This is a genomic window from Candidatus Nanopelagicus hibericus (assembly GCF_002288005.1).
GTDB classification, from domain to species: Bacteria; Actinomycetota; Actinomycetes; order Nanopelagicales; family Nanopelagicaceae; genus Nanopelagicus; species Nanopelagicus hibericus.
The window spans coordinates 236,840-255,609 of record NZ_CP016771.1 but is presented as its reverse complement, the minus strand read 5'-3'; the positions used below and the strand labels follow the sequence as shown (position 1 = coordinate 255,609).

The 18,770-nt window shown below is 42.4% G+C and carries 21 protein-coding genes, 1 tRNA gene and 1 other RNA gene; 7 read left to right on the top strand and 16 right to left on the bottom strand.

Annotated elements, in window-relative coordinates:
* Positions 1 to 7: 7 nt before the first annotated feature.
* The 3 genes from B1s21160_RS01370 to B1s21160_RS01360 all read right to left on the bottom strand — a co-directional run bounded on the left by B1s21160_RS01370 (position 8) and on the right by B1s21160_RS01360 (position 1,057).
* A tRNA-Val gene (locus tag B1s21160_RS01370) sits at positions 8 to 79 on the bottom strand.
* A gap of 53 nt (positions 80 to 132) precedes the next feature.
* On the bottom strand, positions 133 to 591 hold the full coding sequence (locus B1s21160_RS01365) for a peroxiredoxin (RefSeq protein ID WP_095672087.1): 459 nt from the start codon (positions 589 to 591) through the stop codon (positions 133 to 135).
* A 28-nt stretch (positions 592 to 619) separates the two neighbouring features.
* Positions 620 to 1,057, bottom strand: a complete 438-nt coding sequence (locus B1s21160_RS01360; protein WP_095672885.1) for a DUF3052 domain-containing protein — start codon at positions 1,055 to 1,057, stop codon at positions 620 to 622.
* Between the two features lie 95 nt (positions 1,058 to 1,152).
* On the opposite strand from B1s21160_RS01360, the gene aceE reads away from it, so the two are divergent.
* A complete protein-coding gene (gene aceE / locus B1s21160_RS01355) occupies positions 1,153 to 3,909 on the top strand; it encodes a pyruvate dehydrogenase (acetyl-transferring), homodimeric type (protein ID WP_420021828.1) in 2,757 nt (918 codons plus the stop codon).
* A gap of 167 nt (positions 3,910 to 4,076) precedes the next feature.
* Positions 4,077 to 4,349, top strand: a complete 273-nt coding sequence (locus tag B1s21160_RS01350) for a phosphatase (protein WP_095672085.1) — start codon at positions 4,077 to 4,079, stop codon at positions 4,347 to 4,349.
* A 1-nt stretch (position 4,350) separates the two neighbouring features.
* On the opposite strand, the gene ssrA is transcribed toward B1s21160_RS01350, so the two are convergent.
* From ssrA to B1s21160_RS01300, 10 genes are all read right to left on the bottom strand, one after another.
* Positions 4,351 to 4,722: a transfer-messenger RNA gene (ssrA, locus tag B1s21160_RS01345) on the bottom strand.
* A gap of 86 nt (positions 4,723 to 4,808) precedes the next feature.
* On the bottom strand, positions 4,809 to 5,327 hold the full coding sequence (gene smpB / locus B1s21160_RS01340; protein WP_095672084.1) for an SsrA-binding protein SmpB: 519 nt from the start codon (positions 5,325 to 5,327) through the stop codon (positions 4,809 to 4,811).
* A 34-nt stretch (positions 5,328 to 5,361) separates the two neighbouring features.
* Positions 5,362 to 6,264 carry a permease-like cell division protein FtsX gene (ftsX, locus tag B1s21160_RS01335; protein ID WP_095672083.1) on the bottom strand — a complete coding sequence of 301 codons (903 nt, stop codon included), beginning with the start codon at positions 6,262 to 6,264 and terminating at the stop codon, positions 5,362 to 5,364.
* A 29-nt stretch (positions 6,265 to 6,293) separates the two neighbouring features.
* On the bottom strand, positions 6,294 to 6,983 hold the full coding sequence (ftsE, locus tag B1s21160_RS01330; RefSeq protein WP_095672884.1) for a cell division ATP-binding protein FtsE: 690 nt from the start codon (positions 6,981 to 6,983) through the stop codon (positions 6,294 to 6,296).
* Between the two features lie 126 nt (positions 6,984 to 7,109).
* The gene (gene prfB / locus B1s21160_RS01325; RefSeq protein WP_095672082.1) at positions 7,110 to 8,216 is read right to left on the bottom strand and encodes a peptide chain release factor 2; all 1,107 of its coding nucleotides are present in this window, start codon (positions 8,214 to 8,216) and stop codon (positions 7,110 to 7,112) included.
* 14 nt (positions 8,217 to 8,230) lie between these two features.
* The gene (locus tag B1s21160_RS01320; RefSeq protein ID WP_095672081.1) at positions 8,231 to 8,716 is read right to left on the bottom strand and encodes a hypothetical protein; all 486 of its coding nucleotides are present in this window, start codon (positions 8,714 to 8,716) and stop codon (positions 8,231 to 8,233) included.
* Positions 8,707 to 9,105: a hypothetical protein gene (locus tag B1s21160_RS01315; RefSeq protein ID WP_095672080.1), complete on the bottom strand. Its 399-nt coding sequence runs from the start codon at positions 9,103 to 9,105 to the stop codon at positions 8,707 to 8,709. Before B1s21160_RS01315 ends, B1s21160_RS01320 begins: the two co-directional genes overlap by 10 nt.
* Complete coding sequence (locus tag B1s21160_RS06410; protein ID WP_223297968.1) at positions 9,092 to 9,298, bottom strand: hypothetical protein; 207 nt, start codon at positions 9,296 to 9,298, stop codon at positions 9,092 to 9,094. The genes B1s21160_RS01315 and B1s21160_RS06410 overlap by 14 nt, the downstream gene beginning before the upstream one ends.
* A gap of 117 nt (positions 9,299 to 9,415) precedes the next feature.
* Positions 9,416 to 9,601: a hypothetical protein gene (locus tag B1s21160_RS01305; protein WP_223297967.1), complete on the bottom strand. Its 186-nt coding sequence runs from the start codon at positions 9,599 to 9,601 to the stop codon at positions 9,416 to 9,418.
* Between the two features lie 131 nt (positions 9,602 to 9,732).
* Positions 9,733 to 11,070, bottom strand: a complete 1,338-nt coding sequence (locus B1s21160_RS01300) for an aspartate aminotransferase family protein (RefSeq protein WP_095672882.1) — start codon at positions 11,068 to 11,070, stop codon at positions 9,733 to 9,735.
* A 102-nt stretch (positions 11,071 to 11,172) separates the two neighbouring features.
* Between B1s21160_RS01300 and B1s21160_RS01295 the strand changes: the two genes are divergently transcribed.
* Complete coding sequence (locus B1s21160_RS01295) at positions 11,173 to 12,657, top strand: CoA-acylating methylmalonate-semialdehyde dehydrogenase (protein WP_095672078.1); 1,485 nt, start codon at positions 11,173 to 11,175, stop codon at positions 12,655 to 12,657.
* 1 nt (position 12,658) lies between these two features.
* Here B1s21160_RS01295 and B1s21160_RS01290 read toward each other — a convergent pair whose 3' ends face one another.
* A complete protein-coding gene (locus B1s21160_RS01290; protein WP_095672077.1) occupies positions 12,659 to 14,053 on the bottom strand; it encodes an aspartate aminotransferase family protein in 1,395 nt (464 codons plus the stop codon).
* A gap of 218 nt (positions 14,054 to 14,271) precedes the next feature.
* Between B1s21160_RS01290 and B1s21160_RS01285 the strand changes: the two genes are divergently transcribed.
* From B1s21160_RS01285 to B1s21160_RS01270, 4 genes are read left to right on the top strand one after another with little or no spacing between them, the layout of a single operon-like run.
* Positions 14,272 to 15,660 carry an FAD-binding oxidoreductase gene (locus tag B1s21160_RS01285; protein WP_095672076.1) on the top strand — a complete coding sequence of 463 codons (1,389 nt, stop codon included), beginning with the start codon at positions 14,272 to 14,274 and terminating at the stop codon, positions 15,658 to 15,660.
* The gene (locus B1s21160_RS01280; protein WP_095672075.1) at positions 15,661 to 16,560 is read left to right on the top strand and encodes a TerC family protein; all 900 of its coding nucleotides are present in this window, start codon (positions 15,661 to 15,663) and stop codon (positions 16,558 to 16,560) included.
* A 5-nt stretch (positions 16,561 to 16,565) separates the two neighbouring features.
* Entirely contained in the window at positions 16,566 to 17,438 is an 873-nt protein-coding gene (locus B1s21160_RS01275) for an ABC transporter permease (RefSeq protein WP_095672074.1), read from the top strand.
* The gene (locus B1s21160_RS01270; protein ID WP_095672881.1) at positions 17,422 to 18,231 is read left to right on the top strand and encodes an ABC transporter ATP-binding protein; all 810 of its coding nucleotides are present in this window, start codon (positions 17,422 to 17,424) and stop codon (positions 18,229 to 18,231) included. Before B1s21160_RS01275 ends, B1s21160_RS01270 begins: the two co-directional genes overlap by 17 nt.
* Here the strand turns inward: B1s21160_RS01270 and B1s21160_RS01265 are convergent.
* Positions 18,226 to 18,606, bottom strand: coding sequence for a hypothetical protein (locus B1s21160_RS01265; protein ID WP_095672073.1), 381 nt, complete (start codon positions 18,604 to 18,606; stop codon positions 18,226 to 18,228). The two genes, B1s21160_RS01270 and B1s21160_RS01265, sit on opposite strands and share 6 nt — an antisense overlap.
* On the bottom strand, positions 18,607 to 18,756 hold the full coding sequence (locus B1s21160_RS06320; protein ID WP_190276954.1) for a hypothetical protein: 150 nt from the start codon (positions 18,754 to 18,756) through the stop codon (positions 18,607 to 18,609). It abuts the gene before it with no gap.
* Positions 18,757 to 18,770: the final 14 nt, after the last annotated feature.

Genomic DNA, 18,770 nt, shown 5'->3' with positions numbered 1-18,770 from the left:
TTAACTGTGGGCGGTGAGGGTTTCGAACCCCCGACATCCTCGGTGTAAACGAGGCGCTCTACCACTGAGCTAACCACCCGGTGAGAGTGGGAATATTACTAGTAGATCAGTATTACTCCCAATTATCTCTGCTTATAAGGCTGAAAGTGCTGCCTTATATTCAACAAGATTTCGAGCATCACCAAGGCCATTAACAATTTGCCACTTTAAATTGCCATCTTTACCGATGATATATGTGCCGCGTTTAGCACAACCTCTACTCTCTTCAAATATGCCATAAGCCTTAGTGGCTTCACCATGTGGCCAAAAATCAGAGAGTACTTGGAATTTATATCCTTCTTGCTCAGCAAATACTTTATTTGCATACATCGGATCACATGAGATCGCCATTAATTCAACATTATCATTTTGAAAGGCTGATAGATCATCACGTAATGCGCAAAGCTCACCTGTGCAGATGCCGGAGAAGGCAAATGGATAAAAAACTAGCACTACATTTTTCTTGCCCTTAAAGGATGAGAGTGAGATCTTCTCACCATGTTGGTTTACTAATTCAAAATCTGGGGCAGCATTTCCTATTGCGAGCGCCATCTATCTATCTCCTTCGTTAGTAGGGTACTTACTTACTTTTCTTTTTATTGCTGCCAGCGTGACGAGCAACTAATCTGGTGGCAGACCAATCTGCACAAGCTGGAAAGGAGGTGGTTTGAGAAAGTCCTGCGGTGGGGGCGGCATCTTGAATATCACTTGCTTCAACATACCCAGCCCTGCCAACCTTTGGTGTGAAGAGCCAGATTGGACCATCCTCACTTAGATATGTAAGGGCATCTACTAACTCATCTACTAAATCACCATCACCATCTCGCCACCAAAGAATTACCGCATCGACAACCTCTTGCGCTGTGGCATCTAAAAATTGATTGCCACTCTTTGCATTAATTGCAGCACGTATTGTTTGATCACAATCTGATTGGTCAAAACCAACCTCAAGAATTAGTTGATCTGCTTTTATGCCAAGCCGTTCAACGGTGGCATCAGGTGCCAGTGCTGAGTTCATTAGGAGTAGTCCACCCAACTTTGGCGCAAGGTGCAACTCGTAATTGCTCATTCACCCAAAATTAAGCCAGATCACGCCTATCTACCCATTTAAATATGACCAAACCCCCCTTTAGGAGAGAGAATAAGGGAGTGAGTGAAAACTTTAAGGCCCCAGACCACTTGGTGGACCAATTAGTTGATACCGATCCAAATGAGAGCGCCGAGTGGCAACAATCCTTTGATGCAGTCTTAAAAAACGCGGGTCCTGTCAGAGCTCGTTACTTGATGCTTTCATTACTACAACGAGCAAATGAAAAAAATGTTGGTGTCTCAGGACTTCGTACCACTGATTACATAAACACAATTCCACCAGCACTTGAGCCAACTTTTCCCGGGGATGAGTATTTAGAGCGACGCATCCGGGCATTTATTAGATGGAACGCAGCGGTGATGGTGCATCGTGCGCAACGACCTGGTGTTGGTGTTGGCGGACATATTTCAACCTACGCATCTAGTGCATCTTTATATGAGGTTGGTTTTAATCACTTCTTCCGTGGCAAAGAGCATGCAGGTGGTGGGGATCAAATATTTTTCCAAGGACATGCATCCCCTGGCATGTATGCCAGAGCATTTATGGAAGGCCGCCTTACCCAAAAGCAATTAGATGGTTTCCGCCAAGAGTTATCACATGATGGTGGCGGATTATCTTCCTATCCACATCCAAGGTTGATGCCAAATTTTTGGGAGTTTCCAACTGTTTCCATGGGTATTGGTCCAATTAATGCAATTTATCAAGCAAGATTTAATCGTTATTTACACGCCCGCGGCTTTAAAGATACTAGTGATCAAAATGTTTGGGCATTTTTAGGAGATGGTGAGATTGATGAGCCAGAGACATTAAGCGCTATCTCATTAGCTGCGCGAGAAGGTTTAGATAACTTAACCTTTGTAGTTAATTGTAATCTTCAAAGATTAGATGGACCGGTCCGGGGTAATGGCAAGATTATTCAAGAGTTGGAATCTGTATTTGGTGGAGCAGGTTGGAATGTAATCAAAGTTGTTTGGGGCAGGGAGTGGGATCCACTCTTAACTGCAGATCGCGAGGGCGCCCTAGTTGATTTGATGAACAAGACCCCTGATGGGGATTTTCAAACCTTTAAATCAGAGAATGGCGCATTTGTAAGAGAGAATTTCTTTGGTAGAGATCCAAGAACTGCTGCGATGGTCTCATCTTGGAGTGATGAAGAGATTTGGAATCTAAAACGTGGTGGCCATGATTATCAAAAACTATACGCTGCGTATAAAGCAGCTACTGAACACAATGGCAGGCCTACCGTAATTTTGGCAAAGACTATTAAGGGCTGGACTTTAGGTTCACATTTTGAGGCAAGAAACTCCACCCACCAGATGAAGAAGATGACGTTGGAGGATTTAAAGAACTTTAGAGATCGCTTATTTATACCGTTAAAGGATGAAGAGATTGATGCCAAGTTGCCGCCTTACTGTCACCCAGGCATTGATTCACCTGAGTACCAGTACATGATGGATCGGCGCAAAGAGTTAGGTGGCTTTTTGCCAGCTAGGAGATCAGTTTCCAAACCATTGCCACAGCCAAAAGATGAAAGTTATGAATCGGTAAAACGAGGCTCTGGCGCCCAAGAGGTTGCCACCACTATGGCATTTGTTAGATTATTAAAAGATTTACTCAAAGATCCAGGAATCGGTAAGCGATTTGTGCCGATCATTCCAGATGAGGCAAGGACCTTTGGTATGGATTCTTTATTTCCAACACTTAAAATTTACTCACCGCAAGGTCAGGGATACACCGCGGTTGATCGTGAATTGATGCTCTCTTATAAAGAATCCAAAGAGGGTGTGATCTTGCATGAAGGAATTAATGAGGCGGGCTCAGTTGCCTCCTTCACTGCAGTTGGCTCCTCCTACTCAACCCATAATGAACCGATGATTCCGATTTATATTTTCTACTCCATGTTTGGCTTCCAACGCACTGGTGATTCATTTTGGGCGGCAAGTGATCAATTAGTAAGAGGTTTTGTCTTGGGTGCAACCGCAGGGCGAACCACACTAAATGGTGAGGGCTTACAGCATGAGGATGGTCATTCAATATTGCTGGCCTCAACTAATCCAGCTGTTATCTCCTATGACCCAGCATTTGGTTATGAGTTAGGCCATATTGTTAAAGATGGTCTAAAGAGAATGTATGGTGAAAACAGTGAGAATGTTTACTACTACCTAACTGTTTATAACGAGCCGTATGTGCAGCCAGCCCAGCCAGATAATCTTGATGTAGAGGGTTTATTAAAAGGTATTTATCTACTTAAGAAACCACTTAGATGGCGACGTAAGAAGGTAGCACTCCTTGCCTCTGGAGTTGCGGTTAATTGGGCGATCAAAGCACAAAAACTACTAAATGATGATTTTGGGATTGCAGCAACTATTTACTCCGTCACCTCTTGGAATGAGCTGCGCCGTGATGGGCTAGCAGTTGATCGACATAATCTATTAAATCCAGATAAGAAAGTAAGTGCCTTTATTACTAAGAAATTAAAGAAGGAATCTGGCCCAGTAATTGCAGTCAGTGATTTTATGAGATCGGTTCAAGATCAAATAGCCCCATGGGTTAAGCAACCTTTCTACTCACTTGGCACAGATGGCTTTGGCTTATCCGATACCCGTGGCGCACTTCGTCGTCACTTTAAAGTTGATGCTGAGTCCATTGCAGTTGCAGCGCTATCTCAACTACATAAAGAGGGATTGGTAAGTAAGCGTAAGGTGAAGAAAGCTATAAGTAAGTATCAGATTAATGATGTCACAGCAGCTGAGGCTGGAAATACTGAAGGTTCTGGGTAACAGCTAAATAACTACTGTTGGTAGTTTTAAGATCTTAAATTAAAAAATCATCTGTGCTATATTTTTAGCGAGTTAGTCATTCTCAGATTAGGTAAGCAAAAGGGCTAAGAGAAATTCTTGGCCCTTTTGCTATTTATGCAGAGATATAGATCAGATACTCTTAATCCATGGAATCACTAGCACTGCTTGCTACTTTGATTATCTCGTTAACTGTTTTAGGTGGGCCAATCTCATTGGCACTTACTTTTTTGCCACAAAGATTGCTACCACTTGCCGTAATTAAGGTCCTTGCATTTTTAATTGCACTAATAGCAGTATTTTTCGGAATTGCCCTAGTTGTTAGCGTTAATTCAATTGGTGCAAGAATCATGGGCAGCTTTGGAGTCATTACTGCTGCTACTGCGATCTATCGAATAATAAAAGTAATTCCAAAAAAATAAATGGTGGAGGTGCCGGGAATCGAACCCGGGTCCTCTAGCACTATTTCAAAGTTTCTACGGGCGTAGTGCAATTAACGCTTTCTCAGTCCAAACTCTCACATGCACAAGTAGTTTGCGGACTCAGTTACAGATTTATGTCCCCATTAACCTCCGTAACACGGTTAGGGGTAAGTCCTCTAGCGACGTTAGATCCGAAGGCGAGAACAAACTTCGGGTAACGGATAACAGAGCTAGCTTAGGCAGCTAGTTGATAATCAGCGGCAGTTTTACTTGCGCTTATAATTTGCCATGTTTTTGTGGTTAACGAGATCATCACGGCTTCCTCGGCCCGCTTGCCTTGAAGTAACGACTAAAGTCGAGACCGTTCACCCCCAAGATTAAAGCGAATTTATATTTCTATATTTAGTTGTTTGAAGGAGTTATTTTACAGGCAATCTTTAAATACTGTTAATTGCGCTACTAATCGTAATCAGCATCTGATTTTTTGCGCTTACTTGTAGCCGTACTTTTGCCAGATTTACGCCGTGATAACTCTCGATTAACCTCACGGGTCATCTGTTGCTCCATCAATGTATTTCGCTTGTCATGTGCCTTCTTACCCTTAGCAACTGCAATCTCAACCTTTGCCTTGCCATCTTTGAAGTAAAGTGAGAGTGGGATCAATGTCAATCCACCTTGTTTGATCACGCCAATAATCTGCGCAATCTCCCGGCGATTAAGCAACAGCTTTCGATCCCTACGTGGGGTGTGGTTGGTCCAAGAGCCTTGGTTGTACTCAGGAATATGAATGCCACTTACCCAGATCTCGCCATCTCTAGCCATCGCATAACCATCTGTTAATGAGGCACGGCCAGCTCTTAAAGATTTGACCTCAGTGCCAGTTAATACCAGCCCGCACTCATAGACCTCTTCAATAAAATAATCATGGCGAGCGCTTTTGTTTTGGGCAATTACTTTTCTGCCTAACTCCTTGACCATAAGTAAGCCCCCAATTCTTATTTAAGCGCTGGTGTTACACCTTTAAATATTTACGAAGGGTAATTACTGAGGCAATTGATGAGACTACTAATCCAGTAAGCAGCAACCAAGCAGATGCCACCCAAACATCCTGCCAGGTGAAGTAATTGGTAAATGTCAAAAGTGGTGCCACCCTAGAATCAACCACCGCTTTAAAGCCAGCTAATACGCCAACTGAAAATACCCAACCAAATAAGGCGGCAAATACGCCCTCTAATAAAAATGGAAGTTGGATAGAAAAACTAGAGGCACCTACTAATTTCATTACCCCAGTCTCCCTTCTGCGGTTAAAGGCGGCTAGGCGCAGGGTGTTACTAATCAATAAAGCTGCGGTAAGTACTGATGCGGCGCCAATTGCCAAGGCACCATTTCTTAGTACTCCAAGTAATCTAAAGAATTTTTCTAAGATCGCTTGTTGGTCCTGCACAATATCAACACCAGGACGGCCGGCAAAGGCGCTTTCTATTACCGCAAACTTTGTGGGATCTTTAAGTTTTACCCTAAAAGATTCTGGTAGCTGATCAGGTGTGACATTTTGCGCAATCGCTGATCCTTCAAATCTCTCTTGAAAACGTTTAAATGCTTCAGATTGTGATTCATAGAAAACTTCTTGCACGACAGGAAGTGCTTGGAGATCTCGTTGAATTCCTATTTTTTGCTCTTGGGTAATTACTCCCTTGGCGCAAGATGAACCTTCAGAGAGTGAGCCACATAGAAATATTGAAACCTCTATCTTGTCATACCAGTAATCCTTCATTACCCGTACCTGCGAGTTGGCAAGTAAGCCAACACCAAGTAATGACAATGAGATTGCTACCGTAATTACCACTGCAAAGGTCATAGTTAGATTTCGGCGCAGGCCAATGCCCACCTCACTCATTACGAATTTAGCGCGCATTTTCTAACCCTATCTTTCCCATCTTGAAATTAACCGGTATAGCCATAGACACCACGGACTTGGTCTCGAATTACCGAGCCACCCTCCAACTCAATTACTCGCTTTCGCATTTGATCAACAATTCCAGCATCATGGGTTGCCATCACTACCGTGGTTCCCTCACGGTTGATCCGATCTAGTAATTTCATAATCCCAACCGAGGTGGCAGGATCTAGATTTCCAGTTGGTTCATCTGCAATCAAAATTGTTGGCCGAGAAACATAGGCCCTAGCAATCGCCACTCGTTGCTGCTCACCACCTGATAATTCACTTGGTTTGCGATCACCTTTTTCCTCAAGCCCAACCAACTCCAATACCTCTGGCACCTCTCGGCTAATTTGTTTATTTGGATAGCCAAGGACATGCAAGGTGAAAGCGACATTTTCAGAAACGGTTTTATTTGGCAGTAACCTGAAATCTTGAAATACAGTTCCCACCTGACGTCGTAACTCTGGCACTTTATGGTTGGCCAGAGTGTTTAACTCCTTACCAGCCACATGAATTACCCCAGCTGTTGGACGTTCCTCCCGCAAAACTAATCTTAGAAAGGTTGATTTTCCAGAGCCAGATAGACCAACCAAGAAAACAAACTCGCCCTTATTTATTTCAAGGTTTACCGCATTTAAGGCTGGCTTTTCCTGTTTGGGATAGAGTTTGGTTACATTCTCAAAACGAATCAAAATCAAAACCTCTCATTAGTAAATCAACCTAATCTGATCCTAGTTTAGATAAGTAATCAGAGATCTTTGGTGATTTAGCGGTAATTTTCCACAATTAATACTGAGAATCAACGCTTATATGTGAGATTACTCCCGCCCCTTGCGCCATTTAATACCCGCCTCAATAAATCCATCTAAATCACCATCTAGCACAGCTGATGGATTACCAACCTCATAATCTGTGCGCAAATCTTTTACCATTTGGTATGGCGCCAATACATAAGAGCGCATTTGATTTCCCCAAGAGCCAGTGTTGTCACCTTTGAGTGCATCCATCTTGGCCCGTTCTGCCAACCTTCGTCGCTCCAATAATTTTGATTGCAATACCGCCATTGCAGTTGCCCGATTTTGAATTTGAGATCTTTCATTTTGGCAGGAGACCACAATCCCAGATGGAGTGTGGGTAATACGCACAGCAGAGTCGGTGGTATTAACACCTTGGCCACCAGGACCTGATGAACGATAGACATCAACCCTTAAATCTTTTTCATCAATCTCAATATGATCACTTTGCTCCACCACAGGTACTACCTCCACGCCAGCAAATGATGTGTGCCGACGTGATTGAGAATCAAATGGAGATATTCGAACCAAGCGATGGGTTCCCTGCTCTACCGATAATCTGCCGTAAGCGTAAGGGGATGAAATACGAAATGTGGTTGATTTAATCCCTGCCTCTTCAGCGTAGGAGGTTTCTAGCACCTCAACCTTGTAATTGTTTCGTTCGCAAAACCTTAAGTACATCCGCATTAACATCTGCGCCCAATCAGCCGCCTCAACTCCACCAGCCTCAGATCTGATAGTCATCAACGCATCCCGCTCGTCATACTCACCACTTAATAATGTTTGCACCTCTAAATCATTAATAACTTGAATGAGATTATCTAGCTCTTTATCAATATCTTTAAAGGCAGCTGCTTTATCACCCTCACTATTTGCTAACTCAACCATCACTGGCAGATCATCTAATCTAGATCTAATTCCACTGATTTTATTTATCGTTGATTGCGCCCTGGATAATTTACTGGTGATTACCTGCGCAGCTTGTGGGTCATCCCAAAGATTTGGCACAGAGGCTTGGTGCTCTAAATCTGCAGCAGTTGCCACCAATTTGGGCAGGTTTAATACCTGTTCAATTGATTTAAGGGTGAGATCAATTTTGCTTATCTCACCTTGATAATCTCGCACCGCCATGGGGCAAGGGTAATCTAATTAGGCATGTATACCGAACTCGCGCCAACCTTACTTCGAATTGTCAGAGTATTTAACTGATCAAGATGAAGAAAGGTGAGATCAACTGGCAATTTGCCAGTAATGGAAACCTGCGCCCAAACTTCATATAGTGAGCAATTAAAATCTTCTACCAGTATTTGCTTGTCAGATAAGCGTGCGTTGGCAATCAAATTATGAAACTTAATATTTGCAACTACACAATCTATTGGTACTTGTTTGTTGGAGTTAAATCTATTTAGCTCTGCGTAGTAAGCCAAGATATTGATTGATTGTGCAGATTTATTTATCGCACCCTCTGCAATATTAGTCAACTCTTTCTTTATATTGTATGCCGATGCAACATTGATTGAAATAAATGCCAATGTCATTGCTAATAAGTAGAAGCCAAAAGATAATGCCATTAATGAACCACGGCTTTGGCCAAGTACAATTCCCTTAATTATTTTAGAGTTTATCGCCATAGATCTACATACTCAGTTGCTGAAGATTTTTGATCTCTACCAATAGTGATAGTGGCAGTAACTAAATTCCCAGCCTTAAAACATGGATGGTCACTGCAGGTAATCTCAACTGTAATTGGCCGGGCTAATTGGGCTGAATCCGATTGCTTTGATTTGTAAATCTCAACCACTTGGAATGCGCGCTGCTGAGCCAACTGCTCATTGGGGCTGGTAATAAACGCCCTGATCACCTGCCGAGCCAAATTACTGCTCTCAGCCATAGCCATAGATTTGAATTGAATACTGGTGATCAATAATAGAAATGCAGTAAAAAATGGCAAGGTGAAAATTAAGAACTCTGCCACCGCTGATCCACTTGAGCTTGAGTTGAGGTATTTAATTACTTTCATCTTCATCAACTGCAATTGAGGTAACTTTCTTAAATGATAAGTGGTTAAAATCTAAAAACTTTCTAATACTTACCACCTTACTTCTTACTAAAACTGAACCCCCACCTAGCAGTGGATATCGTTCATACTGATTATTTCCACCAGAGATAGCGATCTTTGAAACCTCACCTTGTGACAAATGGGTATCTGACATCAGGTTAAATTGCATAAAGACCAGTTGAAACATCACCAAAAAAACAAAAACCTGTGGAATTATGGTTAGAAATGACTCAACTGATCCCCTGCTTTGGGCGAATAAGTGCTTGCGCAACTACCTGATACCGCCCATTGCATCTAATGAGTTGCGCAAGATTGTGGTCAGTTTTGGTGCGGCAATTGACCAGATGCCGGTAACTAAAGCTGTTGTCATAAGTACTACTAATACCCACCCTGGTACATCTGCTCGGCTCTGACCTTTAATCAGCTTTGCCAGCTTTGATTTTAAAAAGAGATTCACCCGTATCACCTGCATGGTTATATTCATATAGCTCCAAATTTCTTTGCGTTTGGGAACTATAAAGAAAAATGCATACTAAAAAACTGCAGAAACTTAAATTGTGGATTACTAGTAGAAATACTTACTTAAGGCTACAAACCAACCTCTGTTAGTGATTTCGAGAGTAACTCTAAGCCAAGTTTTGCATCACTTTCTGAGATATTGCAAGGTGGCACCATGTGAATACGGTTGAAGTTATTAAATGGCATCAAGCCATTCTTCTTACAAGTTGCCACGATCTCATTCATCTTTGGACTAGATGCACCGTATGGTGCAAGTGGTTGGCGACTCTTTTGATCTGAAACCATATCTATCCCCCAGAAAACTCCAGCACCGCGAATATCTCCCATAACTTGATGTTTTTTAGCCAAATTATCTAATCCAGGTCCCAGAATTTTCTCGCCAATACTTGCTGCATTTTCAACCATTTTCTCACTCTTCATTGTTTCAATTGTGGCAACTGCAGCTGCGCAAGCCAGTGGATGGCCAGAGTAGGTAAGACCGCCTGGAAAAACTCGCTCATCAAATGTTTTAGCTATTTTCTCTGGAATTACTACCCCACCAAGTGGCACATATCCAGAGGTAACACCTTTTGCAAAAACAATTAAATCTGGAGTTGATTTTGAGTGCTGAAAGCCAAACCACTTACCAGTTCTACCAAAGCCAGACATAACCTCATCTGCGATCCATAGGATTTCATACTTATCGCATAATGCACGCAAGCCATCTAGATATCCAGCAGGTGGTACTAATACACCAGCGGTTCCAGGAACTGATTCGATCAGTACCGCTGCAATTGTCTTTGGTCCCTCAAAAATAATTGTCTGCTCTAGATGTTCTAATGCTCGCTGACACTCTTCAGCCTCATTGGTTGCCCAAAAAGCACTTCGATAAAGATATGGACCCCAAAAGTGCACATGGCCAAATGCAAACTCATTTGGAAACCTTCTGGGATCCCCAGTTGCATTAATCGCAGAGCCGGTGTTGCCGTGATAGGAACGATAGGTAGATAAAATTTTATGTTTATTTGTATGCAGCCTTGCCATTCTGACCGCATTTTCCACACCATCTGCGCCGGCATTGGTAAAGAAAACTTTCTGAAAATTTCCATTTGCTACTTCAATAATTGCTTTTGCCGCTTGATTTCTTGCCTCATTTGCATGTTGTGGCGCCACAGTTGCCAAAACATCAGCCTGCGCTTTAATCGCAGAGATTACCTTTGGATGTTGATGACCAATATTGGTGAAAACTAATTGGCAGGAAAAATCTAGATATTTTTTGCCGGTGAAATCCCAAAAATAGGAACCGGCGCCACCAGCAACAACCATTGGTGAAATCTGAGCTTGCGCCGACCAGGAGTGAAATACATTTGCACGATCATCAGCAAATACCTTCGCCTGCTTATCTGGATTGTTTTCTAGATTACTCACCATACTCCTAATCAACTAATGAGCCAATCTAATCACTTATGCTCTGATTTTGGTAGGAATCAGTGATTTCACCGGCCAATATCCTTCGGGTATTGTGGGCAGATGGAATCAATCTCACATTGGATTAACGGCTCAGTTTCAACTGAGAAATCTGATCGCACCGGTGATGTTTATAACCCGGCAACAGGTGAGATCTCTGCCAAAGTAAATTTTGCAACCAACCAAACTGTGGATCAAGCGGTGACGGTGGCCACCAAAGCCTTTACCGAGTGGCGACATAGCTCCCTAACAAAACGTACTCAAGTTTTATTTGCATTTAGAGAATTGGTCAATCAAAATAAGGAAAAGTTAGCTGCCCTAATTACCAATGAGCATGGCAAAGTATTAAGTGATGCCTCTGGTGAAGTAACACGTGGGCTTGAGGTAGTTGAGTTTGCTTGTGGAATTCCACATCTACTTAAAGGCGGATTCTCTGAGGAGGTATCAACCGGCGTAGATGTTTATTCAATCCGGCAGCCATTAGGACCAGTTGCGATCATATCCCCATTTAATTTTCCAGCAATGGTGCCGATGTGGTTTTTCCCAATTGCAATTGCTTGCGGAAATACCGTAATTGTTAAACCATCTGAAAAAGATCCAAGTGCAATTATGTTGGTTGCACAACTACTCAAACAGGCAGGATTACCAGATGGGGTATTTAATGTTGTTCACGGCGATAAAGTGGCGGTTGATGCACTTTTAACTCACCCAGGAATCAAGGCTGTTTCATTTGTGGGATCAACCCCAATTGCAAAATATGTTTATGAGAGTGGGACGAAAGCGGGCAAGCGTGTTCAAGCTTTAGGTGGGGCGAAAAACCACATGATCGTATTGCCTGATGCTGATCTTAATTTGGCAGCAGATGCTGCTATAAATGCTGGCTTTGGATCTGCCGGTGAGCGATGTATGGCAATTTCAGCAATTGTGGCAGTTGAGCCAATCGCCGATAAATTGATTGAAAAAATAAAAGAGCGAGCTTTAAAGATTAAGACTGGTGATGGCACCAAAGGTGCCGATATGGGACCACTTGTTACCAAAGTACATCGAGACAAGGTTGCTTCTTATATTGCAGCTGGTGAAAAAGAAGGCGCCAAGATTGTTTTTGATGGCAGAGATGTAAAGGTTGATTCTGAGGGCTTCTGGTTAGGGCCAACCCTGTTTGATCAGGTAAAGCCAAATATGAGTATTTATCTAGAAGAAATTTTTGGTCCAGTGCTAAGTGTAATTCGGGTAAAAAGTTATGACGAAGCACTCAAGTTGGTAAATGATCATCAATACGGAAATGGCACAGCCATTTTTACCAACGATGGTGGCGCAGCACGTCGATTCCAAAATGAGGTTGAGGTGGGAATGGTTGGTATCAATGTGCCTATTCCAGTGCCAATGGCTTACTTCTCATTTGGTGGTTGGAAGAACTCCTTATTTGGCGATTCACATGCGCATGGAACTGAGGGTGTTCACTTCTTCACCCGGGGCAAGGTCGTTACCAGTCGTTGGTTAGACCCAAGCCATGGTGGAATTAATTTAGGTTTCCCGCAAAATACCTAAGTTAGCCGCGAAGGGTTTTTGCTAACTCTTTAAAATCATTAACCATAAAATCAATTTCGGCTTGATCATGGGCCAAGCTAATTAGCCACTGCTCATCTAATCCAGGTGGTGTCATAATTCCATGATTTAGTGACCAAATAAATGAAAGCTCTGCCACCTGAAAGTTTGTCGCTTTGTAATCTCGATAGTTACGCACTGGTGTATCAGACCAAGTAACACACCCTTTAACACCAAAACCAACGGTGTGTGCCGGTAATTCATAAATATCGATCATCTCTTGAATCCGTGTGAGTGCTTGAATATTTAAAGACTCTGCCTTTGCCAGTGCTGTGGGTGTAAATATTTTATCAACCGCTCTAACTGCTGCCATCGCCAAAATATGGCCATTAAATGTGCCAAGGTGTGGCATTCTGCCATCGGTTACTGGTCGCATAAACTCTTCTTTGCCACCAAATGCTGCAAGTGGAATGCCACCACCAATTGATTTAGCCATACAAATTAAATCTGGTGTAATTCCCAATCGCTGCGCCGCTCCTTGTGGGCCTGCAGTCAAGCCAGTCTTTACCTCATCAAAAATCAAAATGATTTTGTATTGATCACAAAGTTGTCGAACCGCCTCTAAATATCCTTCATCGGGTAGAACAATGCCGATATTTTCTAAGACTGGCTCCACAATAAAGCAAGCAATAGTTGAGTAATGTTTTTCAAAGACATTTTCAAGGGCTTGAATATTATTAAATGGCACGACATATGACTCACCTGGTACTGATGCATTTCCGATCACCGAGTTTGGTGAATCAGCAGGTCCTGCCTTATCAAGTGGCGGTTTAGTTGAAACCATCACCGCATCACCACTTCCGTGGTAACCACCCTCAACTTTTACTACCCCCTCTTTGCCGGTGTAGGCACGAGCGGTACGGATTGCATACATCGTTGACTCAGTTCCAGAGTTGGTAAATCTAATTTGATCAATTCCGAATCGACGACAGAGCCGTTCAGCCGCATCTCTTGAATCTGGAGATGGTGCGGTATACAAAGTGCCTACATCTAAGGTGGCTTTCAACTCTGCAATTACCTCTGGATTTAAGTGCCCTGCCAACATGGAGCCAAAGCCCATGGAAAGATCCAACATCTTTCGACCATCAACATCAGTCATCCAAGCACCTTTAGCGGAGGCGATTGAGATGGGATAAGGATCAAATGATTGGAAGGTTGAATGAGCACCTAATGGAATTGATTTAAGTGCGGTCTCATACTCAGCACTGGAGCTGCGCAGGTTTGATTTATACAAAGCAATCTGTTGTTCAAACAAAACCGCCAACCTATTGGTATCAAGTGGTTTTGAATGTGTTGGTAGGGCTCTAAAGGTTTGGGGGTGGTGCGTTTGGGTTTTCATACTTTTTGAACTGGCAACGGGTCTAGGTTAAGACCAAAGTTTGTAGTGCACTCTCCTAATCAGAACTGCTCTTACAAGTACACTTTAGCAGGATTAAAACAATATGCAATTTATGCGTAAAGTCATGCGAGTTTTACATTGTTTTTTACCTTTAAATAGTAAAAATATGTGATTTTAAAGAGATTAAATAAGTTTATGAAATCAAGTATTATCTGCATATGTTTAATAAGCGAGTTGATCTATCCGCAGATCAAATTGAGCATTTAAAAAGTTTAGTAACTGGTTTAGTTTCAACAAATGAAACTGTGTTGGCACAACATGGCAGAGATGAATCTGCTATTCCACCAGTTAATCCATCAGCTGTAGTGATGCCACAAAGCACAGAGGAAGTTTCTAAGGTTTTGGCTTACTGCAATCAACAAAAGATTCCAGTAGTTGCCTTCGGTGCTGGCTCATCGCTGGAAGGCCATGTGCTCCCCCTATTTGGTGGTATTTCACTTGATCTAACTCAGATGAACAAGATTATTGATGTTCGGGCAGATGATTTGTTGGTAAGGGTTCAACCAGGTGTTCATAGGGTTGCGTTAAATGAAAAGCTAGCCAACTTTGGCCTATTTTTCTCAGTTGATCCAGGAGCCGATGCAACCCTCGGGGGCATGGCAGCAACTGGGGCTGCCGGTACCACAACTGTTAGATATGGCTCGATGCGAGATAACGTATTGGCTCTGACTGCGGTAATGGCAGATGGCACCATAATTAAAACTGGCCGCGAAACTAGAAAATTATCAGCTGGCTATGACTTAACCAGATTACTTGTTGGCTCCGAGGGAACCTTGGCGGTAATAACTGAGTTAACTCTTCGAGTCTTTGGTATTCCAGAGAAGATGGCCGCTGCCACAGTACAGTTTAAAACCCTTTCAGATGGAGTAACTGCGGCTACTGCAATTGTCAGATCTGGGATCTCAATTGCAAGATGTGAGTTTTTAGATGCCAAGTGCATTAAAAATGTTAACTCACATGATGGCTTGTCATTAGCAGAGGTGCCAACCTTATTCTTTGAATTTCATGGCTCACCGCAAGGAGTAGCAGAGGATGCGCAATCTGTGAAAAATATTGTGGAGGAGTTTGGTGGCTCTGAGTTTGCGTGGAGTACAGATGAGGGCGCAAGACGGAAATTATGGCAAGCACGACATAACGCATACTGGGCGGGAATCGCAGCAAATCCTGGTAAACGAGCGGTAAGCACTGATGCGGCTGTACCACTTTCTAAACTTGCGCAGGCGGTAACAGTTGCCGAACAGGTACTTAGTAAACACCCTTATCCATTTTCAATATTAGGACATGTGGCAGATGCAAACTTTCATTGTTTTATCGTTACTGACCCAGAAAAACCTGAGGAGTTAGAGGATGTTCGTCACATTACCCATGAGCTAACTATGAAGATGATTGCTATGGGTGGCACCTGCACTGGTGAACATGGCATTGGCTCAGGAAAGATATCGGCATTAGTCGCAGAAACTGGTGCTGAAGCGGTTAGTATTATGCGTTCAATCAAGAAAACCTTAGATCCAAATAATATTTTAAATCCAGGGAAGGTCTTTAATTAAATGAGTGCAACTGTCTGGCAAGTAACAATCGCTGGACTTTTAGCAGTTCTACTCTTTGACCTCGCCTTAGCCATCATCAGGCGAAATAAGGAAACCTCTATGAAAGAGGCAGCAGCCTGGACTATTTTTTATGTAAGCGCAGCAATTATTTTTGGTTACTCGTTGGGTGAATGGAGCACCACCCAGGCGCGTGGTGAGTTTTTCGCCGGTTGGATTACTGAGTACTCACTCTCAGTTGATAACTTGTTTATTTTTATTTTGATTTTAGCAAGATTTAAGATTGATAAGACAAAGCAGCAATTGGTGCTTCTGATTGGAATCATTATGGCATTGGTGCTTCGCGGCATATTTATTGCTCTAGGCAGCGCTGCAATCTCAAGATACTCCTGGGTTTTTTACATATTTGGCGCTTTCTTGCTCTACACCGCTTATAAGTTGGTAAGTGAATCTGGTGAAAAAGAGTGGAAAGAGGGAAAACTAATTACTTGGTTTAGAAACAAAGGTGCCTCACCGATGATGATTGTACTGGTGGCAATTGCATTTACTGATCTGGTTTTTGCCCTTGATTCTATTCCTGCAATATTTGGCTTAACTAAAGATCCTTATATTGTCTTTACCGCCAATGCTTTTGCACTGATGGGTCTTCGTCAGCTCTACTTTTTATTGGGTGGCTTGATGGATAAATTGATTTACTTAACCAAAGGCCTAGCAGTTATTTTGGGCTTCATCGGGGTAAAGCTAATTGTTGAAGCCCTACATGGTGGAGATATCCATAAAATATTTGGTGTTGAAATTCCAGAAATTTCCACACAATTCTCGCTGCTAGTCATCATTGGAACTTTACTTATAACAACTATTGCAAGTCTTTTCGTCAGTTCTAAATCAAAGGTGGCAGAATAACCCTCATGATCGAGGGTATTAATAAGATCCAAGTATTTAAGCCTTACCACTCAGCTTTGCCACCATTAAAGCCCTACTTTAAAGAGTTTTGGCGCAGGCGAGAGTTTGCAACTGAGCTATCAAAATTCTCTGATAAAGCTGAATATCTGGAATCAAAGCTAGGCAAGGTTTGGTTAGTTTTAAATCCGTTATTTTTGGCGGTTATTTACTACTTGTTGGTGACAATCATTCAAGGGGGTCGGGGCCAAGGAAATGGCTTCATTACTTTGTGCCATATTTTAATCGGATTATTTACTTTCTACTTTGCCCAAAATTGCATTCTGCTCGGAGCTGCATCTATCACCTCAGGTGGCAGTCTTATTTTAAATCAAGCATTTCCAAGGTCACTATTGCCACTTTCCAGTGCGATCAGTGCGGCGAGGCAATTTCTACCAACAATTCCAATTTATATTTTAATTGTATTGGTTGGGAAGTTACTCCTTGATAATACTCAGTTGCCAGGACTTAATTGGAATTACCTACTACTGCCATTTTTGTTTGTATTGTTGGTAATAACCAGTTTTGGGCTCTCCTTATTGTTTGCCACAATGAATGTTTACTTCCGAGATACCACAAAGCTGCTCTCATACATCATGCGAATCTGGCTCTACGCCTCCCCAGTATTATGGCAACCAGATATGTTAAATGGCTGGTATCGAGTAATTCTTTATATCAACCCACTTGGTCCCATACTTTCCGCTAATTCAAGAATTTGGATTGATGGGCTGCCTCCAACCCCCTTTCAATTACTTGGCTGCATATTTTGGGCAGTATTTGCATTTTTAATGGGAAGTTATTTCTTTATTTCAAGGGAGCGTGAATTTGCTGTCCGCATCTAGTACTGATATTTCACTGCCAAAAGATTTGGCAATTCGAATTAAAGATTTATCTATAAGTTATAAGATAAATGTAGAGTCGAAAAAAACTTTAAAAAATGCGATTATGCGTGCCAGCAGGGGTGAACGGGTTAGAACTAGAACCGTTGAAGCTGTGAAAAACTTAAGTTTAGATATTCCACACGGCTCTGTGCTGGGAATTGTGGGAGCAAATGGCGCTGGAAAATCAACGTTGATGCGTTCAATTGCTGGCATCTTGCCACCAACTTCTGGACAAATAACTGTTAATGGTCGGATCTCAACCTTGCTAGCACTTGGAGTAGGTTTTAATAAAGCATTATCTGGCCGAGATAATATTATTTTGGGCGGACTTGCAGCTGGGATGAGTAAAGCCGAAATCGAAGGCCAAGCTGATGCAATTGCTGAATTTGCTGATTTGCCGGAAGGTTTTATCGATATGCCGGTGCGGACCTATAGCAATGGAATGTATAGCAGGGTGGCTTTTGCAGTTGCAGTAAATATGACGCCAGATATTTTGCTTCTTGATGAGGCACTTTCCGCTGGAGATGCTGCCTTTAAAGAAAAATCTTTTAACCGTATGCGCCAATTGTGCGATGAGGCCAGAACTATATTAATAGTTTCCCACGCATTATCTTCGTTGAATGAGTTATGTGATCATGCAATTTGGATGCATAAAGGCAAGATGCTGGCATCTGGTAAGCCAGAGGAGATTACTGATCAATACCTTAAGTTCTTAAATGTTGGTGAACTGCCCTCAAGTTATGAAGATTTATAGCGGCAAAGCATAAAAAACGGCAGTAATTACAGCGGCCAGAGCAAGTGATTTCAATAAAATAAGTACTGCGGTTTTGCGATCAGCTTTGCGATCCTGTAACGACGCTACTTTAGAAACCTGGCCCAATTTGCCTAGGTTAAATGTTCCAGCCAGTCCATAAGCAAGGCAGAATTTACTTCGAGATTGGATGAAACCAATTGAAAAAATTGCAGCAGGTAGAAAAATAGACAACCGTGCTGATTTACTTTGATCAGTTGATATCAAAGTTAAGGCGGTAATGACGGTAATTACAGCGCCAAAGAGGGCAACCATCTGTCTACTTCTGATTTCCTGTGGACCGATATTGCAACTACCTGGCAGATATTCAGTGCTCAACTACGCGTCTTCTCGCTCTTCGTCGTCACTCCACACCTCATACTCATCATTTTCAGAACGAGCTAGCCAATTAAAGGCAGTCTTAATCGCACCAAATATCACCAGTACTCCGGCAAGGAGTGCGAATAATCTTTTAAAGGCTTTGATCATGGGATAAATCTACA